We start from the raw sequence: 18,995 nt of genomic DNA, 5'->3' as shown, positions 1-18,995 counted from the left end.
GATGCAGGGAGCGTTCTTCTTGCCCTGCTCGAAGAGGTCGCGGACGCGGCTGGCGCCGACGCCGACGAACATCTCGACGAAGTCAGAGCCGGAGATCGAGAAGAACGGGACTTTGGCCTCGCCGGCGATGCCCTTGGCCAGCAGCGTCTTGCCGGTGCCGGGAGGGCCGACCAGCAGCAGGCCGCGCGGGATGCGGCCGCCGAGCTTCTGGAACTTCTGCGGGTCCTTCAGGAAGTCGACGAGCTCCTTCACCTCTTCCTTGGCTTCGTCGCAGCCGGCGACATCAGCGAAGGTGATGGAGTTGTTGCTCTCGTCGAGCATGCGCGCGCGGCTCTTGCCGAAGCTGAAGGCGCCGCCCTTGCCGCCGCCCTGCATCTGCCGCATGAAGTAGATCCACACGCCGATCAGCAGCAGCATGGGACCCCAGCTCACCAGCAGGGTCATCAGCAGCGAGCCCTCTTCGCGCGGGCGCACGTCGAACTTGACGTCGTAATTGATGAGGTCGCCGACCAGGCCCCGGTCGAGGTAGGTGGCGGTGGTGCGCACGCGCCGATCGTCCTGGGTGACGGCCACGATCTCGGTGCCGCCCTGGCCTTCCTGGATGGTGGCGCTCTTGATCTGGCGGGCCTTGACCTGGTCAAGGAACTCGGAGTACCCGATGTACCCCGCGCCTGCGCTCGTGCGGCCGTCGAACTGCTTGAAGACCGTGAAGAGCACCATGGCGATGACCATCCACACGGCGATTTTCGAGAACCACTGGTTGTTCAACTGCTGCTCCTGGGTGCGCACGCGCGCAAGTGCACGCATATGCAAGGCATTCTAGGACTTTCAAGTCCCCCTGCCGTTTGTCGGTGACGTGGAAATGTCAATGGAAAGCTTAGGTTTTCCCCATCCGCACCGCCGATCCGGTAAGGGATGACAGACGGTTCAGGCTTTCAGACCCAGGCCGACCAGGAAGGTTTCGGACGATTTGTCCCGGCTGGCCTTGGGCTTGATGGGCTTGACTACCCGGAAGGTCTGGCGGAACAGGGCCACCATGGGTTCGTAGGCGCCGCCATGAAAGAGCTTGACCACCAGCGCGCCATCGCGCTTGAGGTGGGCGCGGGCGAAATCCACCGCCAGTTCGATCAGGTGCTCGATGCGCGCGGCGTCGGCATCGGCGACGCCCGAGAGGTTGGGCGCCATGTCGGAGACCACCACGTCGAGCTGGGCCACGCCGCGTTCGGCCAGGGCGGCTTCCAGGGCGGCCAGCACCTCGGGCTCGCGGAAATCGCCCTGGATGAACTGCACGCCCTCGACCGGCTCCATGGGCAGCAGGTCGAGCGCCACGATGGTGCCGTTGAGCTGACCGGCGGCCGCGCCCTGCGGACTCAGGCGGCGGCGCAGGTACTGGCTCCAGGCGCCCGGGGCGCTGCCCAGGTCCACCACGGCCATGCCCGGCTTGATCAGGCCCAGGCTTTCGTCGATTTCCTTGAGCTTGTAGGCGGCCCGCGCGCGGTAGCCCTCTCTCTGGGCCTGGCGCACATAGGGATCGTTCACGTGCTCGTTGAGCCAGGCCTTGTTGACCTTCTTGCTCTGGGTGCGGACCTTGATGCCCATTCGCTGCTGGTAGGTGAATCGTCGAGGGGTGCCGCGGAACCGGCTTTGCCGGGCCGCAGGCGCCGCCCCCTTGAGGGGGTCGCGCGCAGCGCGGCGGGGGTGGTCGATAATTCTCCCATGCCCTCCATTACCCTCACGCCCGCCCAACGCAAGGTCCACCGCGCCGAGGCCCACCACCTCGACCCCGTGGTCCACATCGGCAACGACGGCCTGACGCCCGCCGTCCGCAAGGAAGCCGATGCCGCGCTCAAGGCGCACGGCCTCATCAAGATCCGCGTGCTCAACGACGACCGCTCAGCGCGCGAGACCATGCTGGCCGAACTGGCCGACGCGCTCGACGCCGCGCCGATCCAGCACATCGGCAAGCTGCTGGTGCTCTGGCGCCCCCTCCCCGAGAAGGCGCGCGCCGCCGACGAGGACCGCAAGCCCGGCCCGCGGGAGGTGAAGGTGCTCAAGTTCGGCAAGCGCCCGGGACAGAAGCCCGAGGTCAAGGTGGTGAAGGTGCTGGGCAACCAGCGCATCACGCCCGGCGGCAAGCTCAAACGCGCCAAGGTTCGCAAAACCAGTATCAAAAAGAACGCCGGCTGAGGCCCCGCCGAACGCTCGCGCGCCTCGCCGGCTTGAACTCCCGCCCCTTGCCACCCATCTGAGCCGCCATGAACGTCCGTCAAGACCCCGCCCAGCTCAACCCCCTGCTCGACTTCTCTGGCCTGCCGCGCTTCGACGCCATCGCGCCGGAATCCGTCGGCCCGGCCATCGACGAACTGCTGGCACAGGCCAGTGCCGCGCTCGACACCGTGACGGCCGCGGACTTTCCCGCCGAATGGGCGGCCATGGCCACCACGCTGGACGTGTCCACCGAGCGCCTGTCGCGCGCCTGGGGCGCCGTGAGCCACCTCAACAGCGTGGCCGACACCCCGGCGCTGCGCGCCGCCTACAACGGGGCCCTGCCCAAGGTCACCGAGTTCTGGACCCGCCTGGGCGCCGACGAACGGCTCTACGCCAAGTACAAGGCCATGGACCCAGCCTCGCTCGACGCCGAACAGGCCCGCGCGCACCACAACGCGCTGCGCGGTTTCGTGCTGGGCGGTGCCGAGCTGCAGGGCGCGGCCAAGGAGCGCTTCGCCGCCATCCAGGAGCGCGCCGCCGAGCTGGCGCAGAAATTCAGCGAGAACGCCCTCGATTCCACCGACGCCTTTGCCCTGTACGTGGGCACCGACGAACTGGCCGGTGTGCCCGATGACGTGGTGCAGGCCACGGCCGCTGCGGCGCGCGCCGAGGGCCGCTCCGACCACAAGCTCAGCCTGAAGATGCCGGTGTACCTGCCGGTGATGCAGTTCGCCCGCTCAGGCGCGCTGCGCGAGCGGCTCTACCGCGCCTACGTCACCCGCGCCAGCGACCAGGCGCCGGCCGAGCTGGTCCGCTTCGACAACACCGCCCTCATGGTGGAGCTGCTGGCCCTGCGCCACGAAGAGGCGCGCCTGCTGGGCTACCGGCACTTCGCCGACGTCTCCCTGGTGCCGAAGATGGCCGAATCGCCCGAGCAGGTGATCACCTTCCTGCGCGACCTGGCGAAGAAGGCCCGCCCCTTCGCCGAGCAGGACCTGGCCGACCTGCGCGCCTTCGCCGCCGAGCACCTGGGCATCCAGGACCCGCAGGCCTGGGACTGGCCCTACATCGGCGAAAAGCTCAAGGAAGCGCGCTACGCCTTCAGCGAGCAGGAGGTCAAGCCCTACTTCACGGCGCCCAAGGTGCTGGCCGGCCTGTTCCAGATCGTGGAAACGCTGTTCGAGGTGGCGATCCGCCGCGACAGCGCACCCGTGTGGCACCCCGGTGTGGAGTTCTACCGCATCGAGCGCGGCGGCCAGCTCGTGGGCCAGTTCTACCTGGACCCTGGCGCGCGCACCGGCAAGCGCGGTGGCGCCTGGATGGACGACGTGCGCGCCCGCTGGCTGCGCCCCGACTCGCGCGCGCTGCAGACCCCGGTGGCCCACCTGGTGTGCAACTTCGCCGACGGCGTGGGCGGCAAGCCCGCGCTGCTCACGCACGACGACGTGACCACCCTGTTCCACGAATTCGGCCATGGCCTGCACCACATGCTCACGCAGGTGAACGAGCGCGACGTCTCGGGCATCAGCGGCGTGGAGTGGGACGCGGTGGAACTGCCCAGCCAGTTCATGGAGAACTTCTGCTGGGAATGGGACGTGCTCAAGCACATGACGGCCCACGTGGACACCGGCCAGCCGCTGCCGCGCGCGCTGTTCGACAAGATGCTGGCGGCGAAGAACTTCCAGAGCGGCCTGCAGACCCTGCGCCAGGTGGAGTTCGCCCTGTTCGACATGCTGCTGCACGGCGAGCCCACGCCGCCAGCGGACGGCGCGGCCATTCTGACCCTGCTCAACCGCGTGCGCGCCGAGGTGGCGGTGCTGATGCCACCGGCCTACAACCGCACGCCGCACACCTTCAGCCACATCTTCGCGGGCGGCTACGCGGCCGGCTACTACAGCTACAAGTGGGCCGAGGTGCTCAGCGCCGACGCCTATGCCGCCTTCGAGGAGGCCGCGGCGCGCGATGGCCACAGCACGCTCGACGTTGCGACGGGCCGGCGCTACCGTCAGTCGATTCTGGAGGCCGGCGGCAGCCGCCCTGCGATGGAATCGTTCAAGGCCTTCCGCGGTCGCGAACCGTCGATCGACGCCCTGCTGCGACACCAGGGCATGGCCTGAGCCACCGCACCCGCAGCCGACAAGGACATGGACGACAACCGAGTGAGCCACATGAAGAGGATCATCGCCGCCACCCTCGCCACCGCCGGCCTGCTGGCCGCGCTGCCCGCCACGGCCCAGGGCGTCTACCGCATCGTTGGCCCCGACGGCCGCGTGACCTTCTCGGACCAGCCACCGCCCGCCGCCAACGCGCGCCCGCAGGCCGGCACCGGCAGCAGCGGCTCGGCCACGGGCGGCGCCCAGTTGCCCTTCGAGTTGCGCCAGACCGCGTCGCGGTACCCGGTGGTGCTGTACACCAGCGAGAACTGCGCGCCCTGCAACAGCGGACGCAACCTGCTCGGCTCGCGCGGCATTCCGTACACCGAGAAAACCATCGCCACCTCGGAAGACGCCGAGGCCCTGCGCCGCCTGAGTGGCGATGCCTCCCTGCCCTTCCTCACCATCGGCGGACAGAAGCTGCGCGGCTACCAGGAAACCGAGTGGACGCAGTACCTCGACGCGGCCGGCTACCCGAAACAGTCCGCGCTGCCGCCGGGCTATCGCCAGCCGGCGCCCGCGCCGCTGGTGGCCATCAAACCGGTGCCGGGCGCGCCTTCGGCCACGGGTGGCGCCCCCGCCGCCAATGCGCCGGGCACCGCCGCACCGCCGGCCGAGGTCCCGGTGCAGCCGCCGGTGGACAACCCGGCCGGTATCCGCTTCTGAGGTTGCTGAGCCGCGCGCTCAGAAGTTCAGCGTCTTCACGCCGCCCGAGGTGCCCAGCAGGCACACGGCGGCCTTCTGGTGGGCGAACACGCCCACCGTCACCACCCCCGGCCACTGATTGACCTCGCTCTCGAAGGCGAGCGGGTCGCTGATGCGCAGGCCGGTCACGTCCAGGATGTGCTGGCCGTTGTCCGTCACCAGCGGCTGGCCGTCCTTCAGGCGCACGCGCGCCTGGCCACCCAGCGCGGCGAACTGGCGCACCAGCCGCGCCGTGGCCATGGGGATCACCTCCACCGGCAGCGGAAAGGCGCCCAGCGTCTGCACCAGCTTCGATTCGTCGGCGATGCAGACGAAGCGGCGCGACTGGGCCGCGACGATCTTCTCTCGCGTGAGCGCGGCGCCACCGCCCTTGACCATGTGGCCCTGTCCGTCGATCTCGTCGGCACCATCGATGTAGACCGAGAGCTCGCCCACCTCGTTGGCCTCGAGCACCGGGATGCCGATGGCCTTGAGCCGGGCCGTGGAGGCCTCGGAGCTGGACACCGCGCCGGGCACCTGGCCCTTCATCGTGGCCAGGGCCTCGATGAACTTGTTCACCGTGGAGCCCGTGCCCACGCCGACCACCTCGCCGGGTGTCACGTAGTGCAGGGCGGCCTGGCCCACCAGCGTTTTGAGTTCGTCCTGGGTCATTTGCGAGAATCCGGGGTTGGTCGAAAAACGGCGGATTATCCGATGTCATTCCTTCCCTACGGCGCGGCGCGCCCCTTCCTCTTCGGCCTGGACCCGGAGGCCGCGCACGAACTGACGCTGGGCGCCATCGCCCGCGTGCAGCGCTCCCCCCTCACCTGCCTGTACAGCCAGCCGCGCGTGAGCGACCCCTTCACGCTCGCCGGCCTGCAGTTCCCCAACCGCGTGGGCCTGGCCGCCGGCCTCGACAAGAACGCCCGCTGCATCGACGGCCTGGCCGCCATGGGCTTCGGCTTCGTGGAGGTGGGCACGGTCACGCCCAAGGGGCAGCCCGGCAACCCCAAGCCGCGCATGTTCCGCATCCCGGAGCGCCAGGCCCTCATCAACCGCCTGGGCTTCAACAACGAGGGCCTGGACGCCTTCCTGGCCAACGTGCAGCGCGCGCGCTTTCGCCAGCACGGCGGCGCCACGCCCATGCGCCTGGGTCTGAACATCGGCAAGAACGCCAGCACGCCGATCGCACGCGCCACCGAGGACTACCTCGCCTGCCTGGACGGCGTCTACCCGCACGCCGACTACGTTACCGTCAACATCTCCAGCCCCAACACGCAGAACCTGCGCAGCCTGCAAAGCGACGCCGCGCTGGACGCGCTGCTGGGCGCGGTGATGGAGCGGCGCGAGCAACTGGCGCAGCGCCACCAGCGACGCATCCCGGTGTTCGTGAAGATCGCGCCCGACCTGGACCAATCGCAGATCGGCGTGATCGCCGAGACCCTGCGACGCCACGGCTGCCGCGCCGACGGCCAGGCCAGCGGCGAACTGGGCGTGATCGCGACCAACACCACGCTCTCGCGCGAGGCCGTGAAAGGCCTGCGCCATGCGGAGGAAGCCGGTGGTCTGTCGGGCGCGCCGGTGCTGGAGGCCAGCAACCGCGTGATCCGCGCCCTGCGCACGGCCCTGGGCGCCTCCTTCCCCATCATTGGCGTGGGCGGTGTGCTGAGCGCGCGCGACGCGCTGAGCAAGATTGAAGCGGGCGCAGACCTGGTGCAGATCTACACGGGCCTGATCTACCAGGGCCCGGCGCTGGTGTACGAATCGGCCAAGGCCATCGCCGCGCTCAGGAAGTGAGCGCCTCGCGCACCTGTTCGCCGATCGCCAGGCAGCTCGTGAGCCCCGGCGATTCGATGCCGAACAGGTTGACCAGCCCCGGCAGGCCGTGCTGCGCCGGGCCCTGGATCAGGAAGTCGGCCGCCGGTTCGCCGGGGCCGCTGATCTTCGGCCGCACGCCGGCGTAGCCGGGCTGCAGCGCGCCCTCGGGCAGCGCGGGCCAGTAGCGGCGCACGGCCGCGTAGAAGCCCTCGCCGCGCGCGGGATCGACGAGCAGGTCATCGGCCCGCTCCACCCACTGCACGTCGGGGCCGAACTTGGCCTGCCCGCCCAGGTCGATGGTGAGGTGAACACCCAGGCCCGCCAGGTGCTGGTCGGGCTCGGGCGCGGGGTAGATCAGCCGCTGGAACGGCGAGCGGCCGGTGAGCGTGAAGTAGCTGCCCTTGGCGAAGTGCGGTGTCGGCACGCTGCGCTCGGGCAGCGCGGCGATGCCGCCCGCCAGTTCGCAGGCGTGCAGGCCGGCGCTGTTGACCAGCGTGCGGGCCAGCAATTGCGTGCCGTCCTCGCACGCCACCAGCCAGCCCTCGCCGTGGCGCTCGATCCCGCACACCGCGCTGTGGCACACCACCATGCCACCGGCGGCCTCCAGCTCGCCCTGCAGCGACAGCATGAGTGCGTGGCTGTCGATGATGCCGGTGGACGGCGAGAGCACCGCACCCAGGCACTCCAGCGCGGGCTCCAGCGCGCGCGCTTCGTCGCGCGACAACACCAGCAGGTCGTGCACGCCATTGGCCGCCGCGCGCGCCACGATGCCCGGGAGCGCCGCGAGCTGCGAGGGCGTGTTGGCCACGATCAGCTTGCCGCATCGCAGGTGGGCGATGCCGCGCTCGGCCGCGTAGGCGTACAGCGCGTCCTTGCCCTGCACGCACAGCCGCGCCTTCAAGGAACCGGCCGGGTAGTAGATGCCGGCGTGAATGACCTCGCTGTTGCGCGAGCTGGTGCCGGTGCCGATGCCCGCCTCCCGCTCCAGCACGAGGACCTCGCGCCCGGCCCGCCCCAAGGCGCGGGCCACGGCCAGGCCCACCACGCCGGCGCCCACCACCACGGCATCGACGCGCTCGGCCGTCATCGCGGGCCCGCCATCAGCTCGCGCACGGCCAAAGGCTTCGTGCGCGACACCGTGTCGGCCAGCACCGCGTGGGCAGCGCTCGCGGCACCCCACCAGGGCAGCGAGCCGATCATTCCCAGGCAAAGGCGCCGGTGCATGTTCAGGCTTCCTTCGGCTTCGGCGCACGCGCCGCCATGAGGGCCTTGCGCGCCAAGTGGCCGGCCAGCAGCCAGGGCGGCATGCGCAGCCAGTGCCCGCGCACGTACAGGCCGGCGCGGGCCAGCGCGGTCCAGCGATCCGACAGCGACCCGTGGTCGGGGCGCAGCGCGCGGTGGTACATCGCGTCAAGCAGGCGCCCGCGCCAGCCGGGCGCCAGGCGCCGGTGCGCCTGCCGGGCCCAGTCGCGCACCTCGGGCGGCAAGGGCGTGCGTAACAGCTCGTCCAGGTACACCAGCGCCTGCGCGAGTGGACGCTCCCATTGCAGCGCATCGGCGCGCCGCGTCAGCGCCGGCCAGAAGTCCGCGTCCTGCGCGAACTCCAGCACCAGCAGCTCGATGTCGAGCAGGCCACGGCAACCGAGCTCGAGCTCGCCCTCGGCGTAGAGGTGCGCGGCGCTGTGCAGCACCATGTCCGTGGGACTGAGCGCGTGCACGCCCGGGTGGCCCGGGATCGGTCGGATGTCGGCCAGCATGGACGAGGGGTCGGCCCGCAGGCGCCCCGACAGCGGCACCAGCGCGTGGTGCACGTCCAGCACCGTGCCGCGCCGCAGGTGGCGCATGGGCGGCAGCTCGTGCATCCAGGTGCGGTAGTAGCGCTGGTCGTAGGGGTTGTTGTTGGTGCTCACCCAGCCGCTGAGCATGAGGGCCGACTCCACGTCGGCCAGCCGCTCGCGCGGCACGAGGATGTCGATGTCCGACACCATGCGTCCTTCGCCCACGCGCAGCTCCTGCAGCACGTAGGCCGCGCCCTTGAGCAGCACGAGCGGCAGTCCGGCCGACTCGAACACACGCAGCAGTTGCGCGGTCTCGTGGCGCAGTTCCTCGTGCTGGCGCTGCGCCAGCAGGCGCATCGACTGCAGGTGGCGCGCCACCTCGGGCGGCACCTCGGCCCAGCGGCCCGCCGCCTCGATGCGTTCGGCCACGCGCGCGAGCACATCGGCACGCCGGCCCTGGCGCACCAGCAGGTCCCATTGGCCCGGCGTGAGCGAGCCCAGGCGCTCGGGTTCGCGCAGCGGCAGCAGCAGCAGATCGAGCGCCGGCAAGGTCACGACGAACTCGCCAGCGAATCGAACCACGTGGTCGCGTCGTCGAGCTGGCTGTAGCTCAGGTCGAAGGCCTCGCAGCCGTCGACCAGATCGGCCAGGCGCCCAAAGCCGCGGGGGCCGTGCACGTGGTGGTTGAAGCTGTTGGAGGCCAGCTCCACCAGCGTCTGCGGTTTCGGACGCGGCACGGCGCGCAAGGCCGCGCCTTTCTCGAAGCGCGGAAAGACGATCCAGCGGGGTGTGGCCGGCAACGCCGCCTGGCGCAGGCTGAACTCGTTCACCCGCAGGTGCGCGACCATGCCTTTGAGCGTGTCGTGCGCCACGGGCCCGAACACCGCGTCCGGCAGGCGTTCACGCATCAGCGCGATCGACTCGTTCTTGAGACTGACCGGCCGTGGAGAGGCGCTCAGTTGACCGCTCGCCGGGTCGATCAGCGCGAGCTCATCCGACATCAGCCGCCAGCCCTGTTGCATGAGCCAGGCGCACAGCGTGCTCTTGCCCGAGCCGGGCGGCGCCGGCAGCAGCACGGCACGGCCGTCGCGCTCCAGCACCGCCGCGTGCAGCGTGAGCCAGTGGTGGCAGTGGCTGGTGACGCACCAGTTCAGCCCCCACTCGAAGAAGGCGAAGGCTTCGCCGCGCGCCAGCGGCGTGAACGGCCGCTGGCCATCGACATCGAGCTCGCAGCGCAGGCCCGTCCAGCCCAGTCGCGGCAGGATGCTCAGGTGGAAATCGCAGAACACCTCGTCGTCGCCCATGTGCTCGTGCAGCGCGTACATCCGTTCGATGCCTTCGCGCACCACGGGAATGGGGCTGCGCACCCGCACGGTGAACGGCGGCACGGACAGGGCCAGCCCGTCGCCGTGGAGGCGGGCCGACAACTCGGCGGAGGACAGATCGGCAATGCGCCCGCGCAGCGCGCTCACGAGGCCATCCGTTCGATGAAGCCCATGTGCTCGAACTGCGCGAGGTGCTGGTTCACGCCGTCGATGTCCTCGGGTTCGGGAGTGGCCTGCAGCAGATGCCGCGCGAGCGCCTCGGCATCCCGGGGCTGCCCGTCCAGCAGGCGTTCGATGAGTTCCGCTGCCACCGGGGACACGGCACTGAGGCTGCCGTCGGCAGCGTCGTAGACCACGCCGCCCTCGGGCCATCGCCGCAGGAGCAGCGCCTGCGTGCGCCGACAGACCCAGGCGAGCGAACCGCCTGGCGCCAGGGTCACAGAAACGCGGGACCGTAGACCATGTCGAAGTAGGCCATGGTCTGGCTCAGCGTCCAGGTGGTGCCCGCGAAGGGCTGCCAGATGCCCTGACCGTTCCAGATGGCGCGGCACTGCGATTGCGTGAGCATCACGCGCGACGGATCGTTCTGGAAGGCCTTGGCCGTGAGGAAGGCGGCGACGACGTGGCGCGCCAGCGCGGCGTTGCCCTGGTTGCCCCCGATATCGAGCACCTGCTGCAGGGTCTTGCCGGTGTAGATACCGGTCGGGTTCTGGGTGAAGCCCGTTTCCGTGGACAGGAACAGCGTGGTGGTCTTGTACTGGTTCGGCAGACCGTTTTCGTGGTTCTTCCAGTAGCCGTGCGACTGGCACTCGTAGTCGGTCTTGAGCTCGCGGCGCGCGCTCACCTTCATCTGCGCCGCGCGCAGCGACGAAAAGGTGGAGGGCTTGATGCAGGTGTGGTCGCCGCCCGCGAGCACCGTGTTGCTCTTGAGCGCGGCCAGCACGGGCGCGGCGCTCAGGCCCGCGCGAACCAGGTGCCGGCGTGAGAGACCGGACGCCGGTGCATCGGTTTCCTGCATGGCGACGTCTTCAGAATGGTTCATATCGGACATGGGAACAACCTCCTTCGGCCTGACTGCCAACCCCGCGAGCTTGGCCGCACACATACGGGGTATTGTAGATCGGTCTGTAGCAAAAAGTAATCGTCTTGACGGCCGGCGTATTCATTGCGCGCCCTTGCCCGTCAGCACCACCCCGACCGTCTCGAACAGGACCACCAGGTCCAGGAACAGGGAGTGGTTTTTCACGTAGTACAGGTCGTACTGAAGCTTCTCCGCGGTGTCTTCCACCGTGGAGCCGTACTGGTAGCGCACCTGGGCCCATCCCGTCACGCCCGGCTTGACGCTGTGGCGCACGGCATAAAACGGGATCTGCTGGGTCAGCTGGTCGACGAAGAAGCCGCGTTCCGGACGCGGGCCGACCAGGCTCATGTCGCCGTTGAGCACCGAGAACAGCTGCGGCAGCTCGTCCACCCGAAGCTTGCGGATGACCTTGCCCACGCGGGTCACGCGGCTGTCGCCGGCGGTGGCCCAGCGGGGCACACCGTCCTTCTCGGCGTCGGTGCGCATGCTGCGGAACTTGACCACGTTGAATGGCCGGTTGCCCCGGCCGATGCGTTCCTGCCGGTACAGCATCGGGCCGGCGCTCTCGAGTTTGATGGCCAGGGCGGCCACGGCCATGATCGGCAGCGAAATGAGGATCAGCACCGAGGCGCCGAGGATGTCGAACACCCGCTTGATGGTGGTGCGCACGATGCCCTGGTTGAAGCCGTCGCCGAAGATCAGCCAGCCCGCGGACACGGCGTCCAGGCGGATCTGGCCGAGGTTCTGTTCGTAGAAGGTGGCGATGTCGGTGACGCGCACACCACCCAGCTTGCAATCGAGCAGCGCGCGCATGGGCATGCTGCCGCCGCGGCGCTCGGTGATGGCCACCACGATTTCATCGATGCGCTTGCTTTGCACCAGGTCCGTCAGCGCCAGGTCGGTGGTCAGCACCCGGCCCGCCGGCACCTGCTGCTCCTGCTCGTTGGGGCCGGCCAGGTAACCGCAGAGCTCGGCGTTGGCGCCGGGCATCTCCAGGGCGCGCCCCACGGCCAGGGCGCGCGCGCCCGTGCCAAACACCAGCACCCGCCGCTTGGGAATGGCCTTGGGCAGGTACTCCCCCACCAGCACCTGATAGAGCAGCAGCACGGCCGTGACCATCATGATCAGCACCACCGACCAGGTGCGGCCGTAGAACGCCTCCAGGGGCAGCAGCAACAGCACCGCGACGACCAGCGCCGTGGTCATGCTGAAGGACACCAGCGAGCGGGCCAGCGCCTGCCGCGTCGACAGGATGGTGCGGCGGTCGTAGAAGCCCAGGGCGGCGTTGATGGCCAGGAAACCGAAGCCCATCAGCAGGCCGCGGGTCGCGCCGCGCGCGATCTGGGCGGAACTGAGGTCTTCGGGCTTGGACAAGGCGATCAGCGCCCCCACGAACACACCGGCCACCAGCGTCACGTCGAGCAGGAGCTGGATGAGTGTGTGTCGGTCGAAGTAGTGATTGAAGAGTCTGATCACGCGAGGTTCTCCGGACGCGGCCAGGTCGGTGTCCTACGGGTACCCCCTAGTGCATCCTGCCCATTCGTCCGAGGATAGTGGGCCCGCCATGTCAACACAATCGCTTACATACCGCTTTTGTGTGAAGTATTTCGCTCGAACGCCAGGCCAAGGCCCAGAGTGACCCACCAGCACCAGGCCACGCGCGGCACCTCGGTCACGCTGATGAGCATGCCCAGGGCCGCGATGGCCACCACGGCGGACAACCAGGCGCCCGCCAAGGGCTCGCCAGCCAGCAGGCCGCGACGGAGCGAGCGCGTCGTCCAGGCGAGCCAGCCCAACAGGGCGGCCAGCACGATGGCGCCGCGCTCGACCAGCACCTCCAGGTAAAGGTTGTCCGCGTGCCAGGGCTCGAAATGACCCTGCGCGGCGGGCAGCCAGCGGGCCGGCCCCTGCTCGAATCCAGGGTTGAGCAGGCGCTGTCGGCCCTGCGGGTCGAACAGCTCCAGGCGCTCGATCTCGACCACCGCGCCGGGCGTCAGCACCGACACGGAAAAGAAGCCTTCGCGCCAGCGGGCCAGCGCCGCGTCGGGCGCGAGCGAGTCGCCGAACAGATCGACCTCGCGCACGAGCGGCCCGGGCGCCGTGTCCCCGGTGTGGCGGATGAAGCGCCACTGGCAGCGGCGGTCGTAGATCAGGTGGCGTTCGCAGACGCTGACCAGCAGCCGCAAACCCGGCTGCGCCCGGTAGGCCAGGCGCACGCGCCAGGTGCCGGCCTCGAAGCCGGCGAGTCGCTGCACCGCTCCGAAGCGCAGGCCGTCCAGCCCGACGCGGCTGGGCCCGTGCAATTGCATGCGGGGCCCGTTGTCGCCGTCGGCCCATGTCAGACGGCCCGGGGTTCCCGTGTCCGCGCGGTCGCCCATGCGCGCGGGCAGGCGGCCCGCGCCAATGCCCTGCAGCAGGTCCGCCGTTCTGCCCACCGTCGAGGCAACCGAGCGCCAGTGGTCGAAGCGGTGCGTGAAGTCCTGGCCCGAACGCGCCAAGCGGTCGGCAATGGCTGTGGCCCCCAGCAACACCCACAGCAGTTGCGCCAACACCACCAGCAACACCACCGCGTTGCCCAGGCGCGGCGCGTCCCCGCCTTCGCCGGCCACCGGCGGCGCGCGCCGGTGCAGCGCATACGCCAGCACCGAGCCGATCACCACCGCGCCATACAGCCCGCGCGACTGGGTCGTCAGCACCACGTGGCAGGCCAGCACGAACAGCGCCGCCGCCGCCCACCACACCCGCGCGTTGCGCGCACGCAGCCACCACCAGGCGGCCAGCGGCACGGTCAGGCTCAGGTAGGCGTCGATCGCGCCGCCGCCCACGTGCATTTCCCAGAACCAGGCCGTGGTGCGGTAGCCCGACCACACGTCCAGCAGGCCCGCGTACAACCAGCGCTCGGCCACCACCAGTGCACAGACCGTGGCCAGCCCGGCCAGGCTGCCGTGCCACCAGGCCATGGCCCAGCGCCGGCGGGAGATGGCATCGCCGCCTGACCACAGCGGCAGCAGCAGTGCCGCCCAGACCAGCGCCTTGCTCGACCGCCACGCGTTCGCGGGCGATGCGTAGTCGGCGAAGGGAAACGCCACCCAGGACGGCCAGTCACCGCCATCGGCCCAGGCCCTGGCCCCGCCCAAGGCCGCCACCGCCAGCAGCGCGCTCGACAGAATCAGCACCCGCCGGTCGAGCGTCATCCCCGTGTTCCCGGCCCGCGCAGCACGCCAGGCCCATGCGCCCCAACCGCCGGCCGCCACCGCCAGAACCAGCAGATCGAACTCGTCCAGCATGAGCCACCCCGTGTGCACCGACTGACTTGCCCACGGCAGCACCGCCGGCAACAGCCACACCCCCCAGAGGGGGCGCCAGGCCGTCAGGGCCATGACCACCGCCAGCACCGCAGCGCCAAGGCCTGCGGGCAGGACCGGGTGCGCCCAGGCACCGGCCAGGGCCGCAGCGGCGGCGCCCAAGGCCAGGGCTGTGGCGGCCGGCGTCTTCAGGGCTCTAACGGTCATGAAGACCAAAATGTATCAATTTGAAACTGTCGTTTCGCTGCCGTTCGGGCCGGGGTGGGCCATCGTTTGTCGAGGAGAAACGTCGTCGTTTTCATCTTGTTTCGATGGCGCGCGAGCTCACATCCTGAATCGCGGGATGTCATGAATCCGTGAAATGATTCACGCGCCGTCAAAATACCCTACTCGGTGTTCGATGGCGGCACCGCCCTCCCCCGCCTCGCTTTTCCAGAACCTCAGTGGCCTTCTGTCGGCGCCGTGTGGCCCGGCGCAGGGATTGTTTGACCAGGCATCCATGAACACCAGCTTTCTCGGGGCTCACGCACGCAGGACCATGCTCACAGCGCTCCTCACCGCCACCTGTCTCGTGGCCGCCTGCGGCGGCGGCGGTGGTGGCGGCGGCAGCGGACTGGTCAACGACAACCCCTCCCAGGTGTCCGGCGATTCGTCTCCTTCGCCCCTGCCCGCGGCGCCGGTAGGCCCGGGCGGGCTGTCCTGCGCGTCGGGCGCCATCACCTGCGTGGAAATCACCTCGGGCAGCGCCCAGGCCAATGTGCCGGTCACCTTCGGCCAGCCCTTCCGGACCGGCGACCTGGCCAGCAGCCAGGGCCTGCGCGCCGAGGACAGCGCCGGCAACGCCGTGCCGGTGCAGATGGACGAGGTCTCCACGCACCCCAACGGCTCGGTGCGCTTCGCCGTGCTCAGCCTGTCGCTGCCCAGCCTGCCGGCCAACGCCGCGCGCATCGTCAACCTCTACCCGGCCGCACGCAGCAGCGCCAGCGTGTCGTTGCCCGCCGCGCCCGCCTGGAACCTGCAGGTCACGGCCCGCCTGGCCGACGGCACCACGCTGGTGGCCAATCCGCAGGCGCAGTTGCAGCAGCAGATCGCCAACGGCAGTGGCCGCCGCCTGCACGGGCCGGTCGCCAGCGAGTTCAACGTGGTGTCGCCCCTGAACGACCGCCTCACGGCGCGGCTGCACGTTCGCCTGTACAGGACCGGCCACATCCGCACCGACGTGGTGATGGAGAACAACTGGGCCCTCAAGTCCGGACCATCCAACCTCACCTACTCGCTCACCGTCACCGCCAACGGCCAGACGCTGCTGTCGCAGCCGTCCTTCACGCACTCCAGCAAGGCCCGCTGGCACAAGGTGGTGTGGAGCGGCGTCAATCCGAACCTGCGCGTGCGGCATCACATGCCCTACTTCCTGGCCACTCGCGCCACCTGGAACTACAACCTGGGCCTGGGCATTCCCGACAGCGTGCTGTCCGACGAAGCCCGCTCGCTGGCGAATTCCAACACTAATCCCATGGGCGCGGCCATGCTGACCACCAACATGCCCGGCACCGGCGGTCGCGACGAGATCGCCCCGCTGCCGCGCTGGACCGCGCTGTACCTCATCACCCAGGACGACCGCGCCCGTGCCTCGATGCTGGCCAACGCCGACGCCGCGGCCAGCGCGCCGGTGCACTACCGCGACGAGACCACCGACCAGCCGATCAGCGTCGTGCGCCACCCCGGCATCGCCTTGCGCTATGGCAACTCCAGCCCCGCGGTGCCCAGTGGCGGCTCCAGCAACTGGACGCCCGACATCGCGCACCAGGGTTCCTACGCCTACATCCCCTACCTCGTCACGGGCGATGCCTTCTACCTCGACGAGATGATGTTCTGGGCCGCCTGGAACATCGCCGCCAACGACCCCATCTACCGCGAACGAGACAAGGGCCTGCTGATGCCCGAGCAGGTGCGTGGACAGGCCTGGGGCCTGCGCTCGATCGCCGAGGCCTCGTTCGCGGCGCCGGACACGCACCCGATGAACAGCTACTTCGACACCATGCTGTCGAACAACATGAGCTGGGCCCTGAACACCTACGGCCCCGGCCGCTCGGGCAGCCTGTTCTCGCCCATGGGCGCGCTGATCTCCCAGTACAACAACAACCAGACGCCCTCGTACGAATCGGACTTCTTCGCCACCGTGATGGCCTGGCTGGCGGAGAACAACGTGACCAACGCCGCCTCCGTGCTCAACAGCGTGGGCCGCATGCAGATCGACCGCTTCCTGGCCAGCACGCAATCGGCCGGCTTCTGCACGAGCCACGCCGCGGGCTACTGGCTGCAGACCATGAGCGGCGGCAGCTACGTCAACAGCTGGAGCGAGTTCTTCCGCATCAACTACGGCTCGGCCAGTTGCGGCAACACGGCCCTCGCGGGTGAGCCGGCCTACCCCGACTGGGCCGGTGGCTACGCCGCCGTGGCGCGCGGCATGCTGGCCGCGGCCAGCAACGCCAACGCCAACAACGCCGCCAGCGCCTACGCGCGCTGGAAGGGCTTCACGCCGCTGCTGGACTCCGGCGCACGCGGCTTCTCCAGCGACCCGTCCTACGCGATCGTGCCGCGCTGAGGCGAGAGAGCTTCGGTCCGGCGCGGCGCGGGCGGCGTAGCCGGCGTTGCAGCAAGCGCCTCGCGCCAGAGGTCGGTGAGCGTCGAGAACTCACCGCCCAGCCGGTCGCGAAAGTGCGCGCAGACCCGGTCGATGCGGCGCAGGAACTCCTGCAGGTCCTGTTCGTTGCGCACGTAGGGCGTGTGCCCGGGCGCCAGCGACGGCGAGTGATAGGTCAGGCTGAACACCCGCACCCCCTGCGCGATCAGCGCCTCCATCAGGCGGATCTGCGTGTCCGCGTCGAAGCCCTCGGGGCTCAGCCGAGCACGCCACAACACGCCCAGCCGGCTCAGCACCGACTGCACGCGCAATTGCTGCAGCATGGGGTTGTCCCACAGCCCGCCGAAGCGCTGCCCGGCCCACCAGGCGCGCCCACCGTAGCCCACCGTCAGCGGCACTTCCAGCAGCTCGCGCGACTCGTCCGTGAAGAACGGGTGCATGGACGTGCCCAGGAAGTTGGGGCCATGCACGCGCTCGAAGCTGGTGGCGGGCACGAAGCTGCAGTCGATGCGGTAGCCCAGGCGCTGGATCACGCCCAGCGTGGCGGCGCCGACGCCATAGCGCCCGGCCTTGAAGATGAGCGGGCGCTGCCCGAAGGCCTGGGCCACGGCGTCCGTGCTGGCTTCGAGCTTGGCCGCTTCCAGTTCGGGCGGCAGGTTGCCGTGGAAAGAGTTGCGGTCGTTGACCTCGTCCTCGTACGGCGGCGTCACCCAGGGGTGGCAATGCGTGCCGAAATGCGCGCGACCCGCATCGACCAGGCGGCGAAGGTAGGCCGCGGCCGGGGCCGAGCGCGCCACGGCGTGGTCGAGCACGTAGGTCGGCACGATGCCGTACTTGTCGAACACCGCGTGCGCGTGGTCCTGAGCCGGAATCGACGCCGTGCCCACCGAGTCGCGGTCGAAGGGCCTGGACCAGTCGAACTCCTCCTCGGTGTCCACCACCACGAGCAGGACGGGTCGCCCGGACGAGCGTTGCGCCGGCACCGGACGCAGGTCCGGGTGATCGATCGGGCGGTAGCCGGCGACCATGGTGAGAGCGGCTGGGCGCGGTGAAATCAGACGCGGCGCGTGCCGTGCACGGTGACCGTGCGGTAGTAGGCGCCGAGCGAGGGCATGGACGAGGCGATCGCCGCGTCGAAGCGGTCCGCCGCATTCACCATCCAGTTGCTCGGCTTCGCGCGCACCGCCTTGGACACCACCGCCGCCGGGAAGGCGAACAGATCGGTGTACAGGTGCTTGGGCGCGAAGTAGCGGTCCAGGATGTCGAGTTCCTCGCGCGCCAGCGGTTTCTCGTCGGGCGTGCGCGCCTTGGGCGTGAGCGCGCGCACCAGGCGCGCCACCGGGTTCAGCAGCAGCGGCTCGACGAAAAGGATCTCGCCACCGGGCTTGGTCACGCGGGCGATTTCCTTCACCGCGCGCTCGAACTCCAGGTGGTGCAGGATGGCCGTGCCGAACACCAGGTCGAAGGTGGCGTCGGGAAACTGCAACTCGTGCGCGTCCATCAGCTTGAACTCCACCGGCAGGCCCTTGGCCTGGGCCACCTGGCGTCCTTTGTCGAGTTCGCGGTCGGAGATGTTGATGCAGGTGAGCTGCGTGGGCTTGAGGTTCCACTTGAGGTAGTGGGCCTCCCAGGCCTGGCTGCCCACCTCGAGCACGCGCGTGTCCGTGTGGCGCGTGTGCACGGCGCGGATCAACTCGTCGCGGCGGCGCCGCGCGGGGCCCATCTGCGTATAGGCCATGACCGCTTCCAGGCGGTCGCGCTCCAGCTCGTCGTTGTCGTAAATCTCGGCCTCGCGGCTGACGCGCTGGGCGTCGTGTGAAGTCGGGCTCGTCATTTCAGACGCCTCCAATCCAATTGAGCAGGGCCGGCGCGCTTTGGGCCACCGGAACCGGGCGAAGCTAGCACAGCGATTGACATTTGCGTACCTTCGATGCACATGCAAACGTGCGATATCTCCACGAAATGGCGATGCATAGGAGTCCAATCGCCAACACAATTG

General features: G+C 69.6%; 18 protein-coding genes. 5 read left to right on the top strand and 13 right to left on the bottom strand.

Annotated elements, in window-relative coordinates; all coding sequences use genetic code 11:
• Positions 1–768 (bottom strand): ATP-dependent metallopeptidase FtsH/Yme1/Tma family protein (locus VLG41_RS02525; protein WP_325347827.1); only part of this gene is annotated, 768 nt, incomplete at its 3' end.
• A 159-nt stretch (positions 769–927) separates the two neighbouring features.
• Positions 928–1,593, bottom strand: coding sequence for an RlmE family RNA methyltransferase (locus VLG41_RS02520; protein WP_325347826.1), 666 nt, complete (start codon positions 1,591–1,593; stop codon positions 928–930).
• A 123-nt stretch (positions 1,594–1,716) separates the two neighbouring features.
• Between VLG41_RS02520 and VLG41_RS02515 the strand changes: the two genes are divergently transcribed.
• From VLG41_RS02515 to VLG41_RS02505, 3 genes are all read left to right on the top strand, one after another.
• Positions 1,717–2,187, top strand: a complete 471-nt coding sequence (locus VLG41_RS02515; RefSeq protein ID WP_325347824.1) for a YhbY family RNA-binding protein — start codon at positions 1,717–1,719, stop codon at positions 2,185–2,187.
• Between the two features lie 68 nt (positions 2,188–2,255).
• The gene (locus tag VLG41_RS02510) at positions 2,256–4,325 is read left to right on the top strand and encodes a M3 family metallopeptidase (RefSeq protein WP_325347823.1); all 2,070 of its coding nucleotides are present in this window, start codon (positions 2,256–2,258) and stop codon (positions 4,323–4,325) included.
• A gap of 27 nt (positions 4,326–4,352) precedes the next feature.
• Entirely contained in the window at positions 4,353–5,027 is a 675-nt protein-coding gene (locus VLG41_RS02505; RefSeq protein WP_414652420.1) for a glutaredoxin family protein, read from the top strand.
• 18 nt (positions 5,028–5,045) lie between these two features.
• Here the strand turns inward: VLG41_RS02505 and rpiA are convergent, their stop codons facing one another.
• Positions 5,046–5,717 carry a ribose-5-phosphate isomerase RpiA gene (gene rpiA, locus VLG41_RS02500; protein ID WP_325347822.1) on the bottom strand — a complete coding sequence of 224 codons (672 nt, stop codon included), beginning with the start codon at positions 5,715–5,717 and terminating at the stop codon, positions 5,046–5,048.
• A 42-nt stretch (positions 5,718–5,759) separates the two neighbouring features.
• Between rpiA and VLG41_RS02495 the strand changes: the two genes are divergently transcribed.
• Positions 5,760–6,842, top strand: a complete 1,083-nt coding sequence (locus tag VLG41_RS02495; protein ID WP_325347821.1) for a quinone-dependent dihydroorotate dehydrogenase — start codon at positions 5,760–5,762, stop codon at positions 6,840–6,842.
• Here the strand turns inward: VLG41_RS02495 and VLG41_RS02490 are convergent.
• From VLG41_RS02490 to VLG41_RS02455, 8 genes are all read right to left on the bottom strand, one after another.
• Entirely contained in the window at positions 6,832–7,950 is a 1,119-nt protein-coding gene (locus VLG41_RS02490; protein WP_325347820.1) for an NAD(P)/FAD-dependent oxidoreductase, read from the bottom strand. The two genes, VLG41_RS02495 and VLG41_RS02490, sit on opposite strands and share 11 nt — an antisense overlap.
• Positions 7,947–8,087, bottom strand: coding sequence for a hypothetical protein (locus tag VLG41_RS02485; protein WP_325347819.1), 141 nt, complete (start codon positions 8,085–8,087; stop codon positions 7,947–7,949). The genes VLG41_RS02490 and VLG41_RS02485 overlap by 4 nt, the downstream gene beginning before the upstream one ends.
• Before the next feature lie 2 nt (positions 8,088–8,089).
• Positions 8,090–9,223 (bottom strand): nucleotidyltransferase family protein, encoded by a 1,134-nt coding sequence (locus VLG41_RS02480; RefSeq protein WP_325347818.1) that lies wholly within the window; start codon positions 9,221–9,223, stop codon positions 8,090–8,092.
• Positions 9,193–10,113: an HprK-related kinase A gene (locus tag VLG41_RS02475; protein WP_325347817.1), complete on the bottom strand. Its 921-nt coding sequence runs from the start codon at positions 10,111–10,113 to the stop codon at positions 9,193–9,195. Before VLG41_RS02475 ends, VLG41_RS02480 begins: the two co-directional genes overlap by 31 nt.
• Positions 10,110–10,406: a hypothetical protein gene (locus VLG41_RS02470; RefSeq protein ID WP_325347816.1), complete on the bottom strand. Its 297-nt coding sequence runs from the start codon at positions 10,404–10,406 to the stop codon at positions 10,110–10,112. The genes VLG41_RS02475 and VLG41_RS02470 overlap by 4 nt, the downstream gene beginning before the upstream one ends.
• On the bottom strand, positions 10,403–11,017 hold the full coding sequence (locus tag VLG41_RS02465) for a hypothetical protein (RefSeq protein ID WP_325347815.1): 615 nt from the start codon (positions 11,015–11,017) through the stop codon (positions 10,403–10,405). The genes VLG41_RS02470 and VLG41_RS02465 overlap by 4 nt, the downstream gene beginning before the upstream one ends.
• A gap of 111 nt (positions 11,018–11,128) precedes the next feature.
• Complete coding sequence (locus VLG41_RS02460; RefSeq protein ID WP_325347814.1) at positions 11,129–12,523, bottom strand: TIGR03013 family XrtA/PEP-CTERM system glycosyltransferase; 1,395 nt, start codon at positions 12,521–12,523, stop codon at positions 11,129–11,131.
• 104 nt (positions 12,524–12,627) lie between these two features.
• Positions 12,628–14,559, bottom strand: coding sequence for a hypothetical protein (locus VLG41_RS02455; RefSeq protein WP_325347813.1), 1,932 nt, complete (start codon positions 14,557–14,559; stop codon positions 12,628–12,630).
• A gap of 331 nt (positions 14,560–14,890) precedes the next feature.
• Between VLG41_RS02455 and VLG41_RS02450 the strand changes: the two genes are divergently transcribed.
• Complete coding sequence (locus VLG41_RS02450) at positions 14,891–16,957, top strand: hypothetical protein (RefSeq protein WP_325347812.1); 2,067 nt, start codon at positions 14,891–14,893, stop codon at positions 16,955–16,957.
• Here the strand turns inward: VLG41_RS02450 and VLG41_RS02445 are convergent.
• Positions 16,936–18,024 carry a glycosyltransferase gene (locus VLG41_RS02445; protein WP_325347811.1) on the bottom strand — a complete coding sequence of 363 codons (1,089 nt, stop codon included), beginning with the start codon at positions 18,022–18,024 and terminating at the stop codon, positions 16,936–16,938. The genes VLG41_RS02450 and VLG41_RS02445 overlap by 22 nt on opposite strands.
• A 26-nt stretch (positions 18,025–18,050) precedes the next feature.
• Positions 18,051–18,830 (bottom strand): class I SAM-dependent methyltransferase, encoded by a 780-nt coding sequence (locus VLG41_RS02440; RefSeq protein ID WP_325347810.1) that lies wholly within the window; start codon positions 18,828–18,830, stop codon positions 18,051–18,053.
• Between the last annotated feature and the right edge of the window lie 165 nt (positions 18,831–18,995).

The organism is Hydrogenophaga sp., assembly GCF_035481345.1.
Classification (GTDB): domain Bacteria; phylum Pseudomonadota; class Gammaproteobacteria; order Burkholderiales; family Burkholderiaceae_C; genus Hydrogenophaga.
Note: the sequence above shows the minus strand (reverse complement) of the source record. Positions and strands in the feature narration are given on the sequence as shown.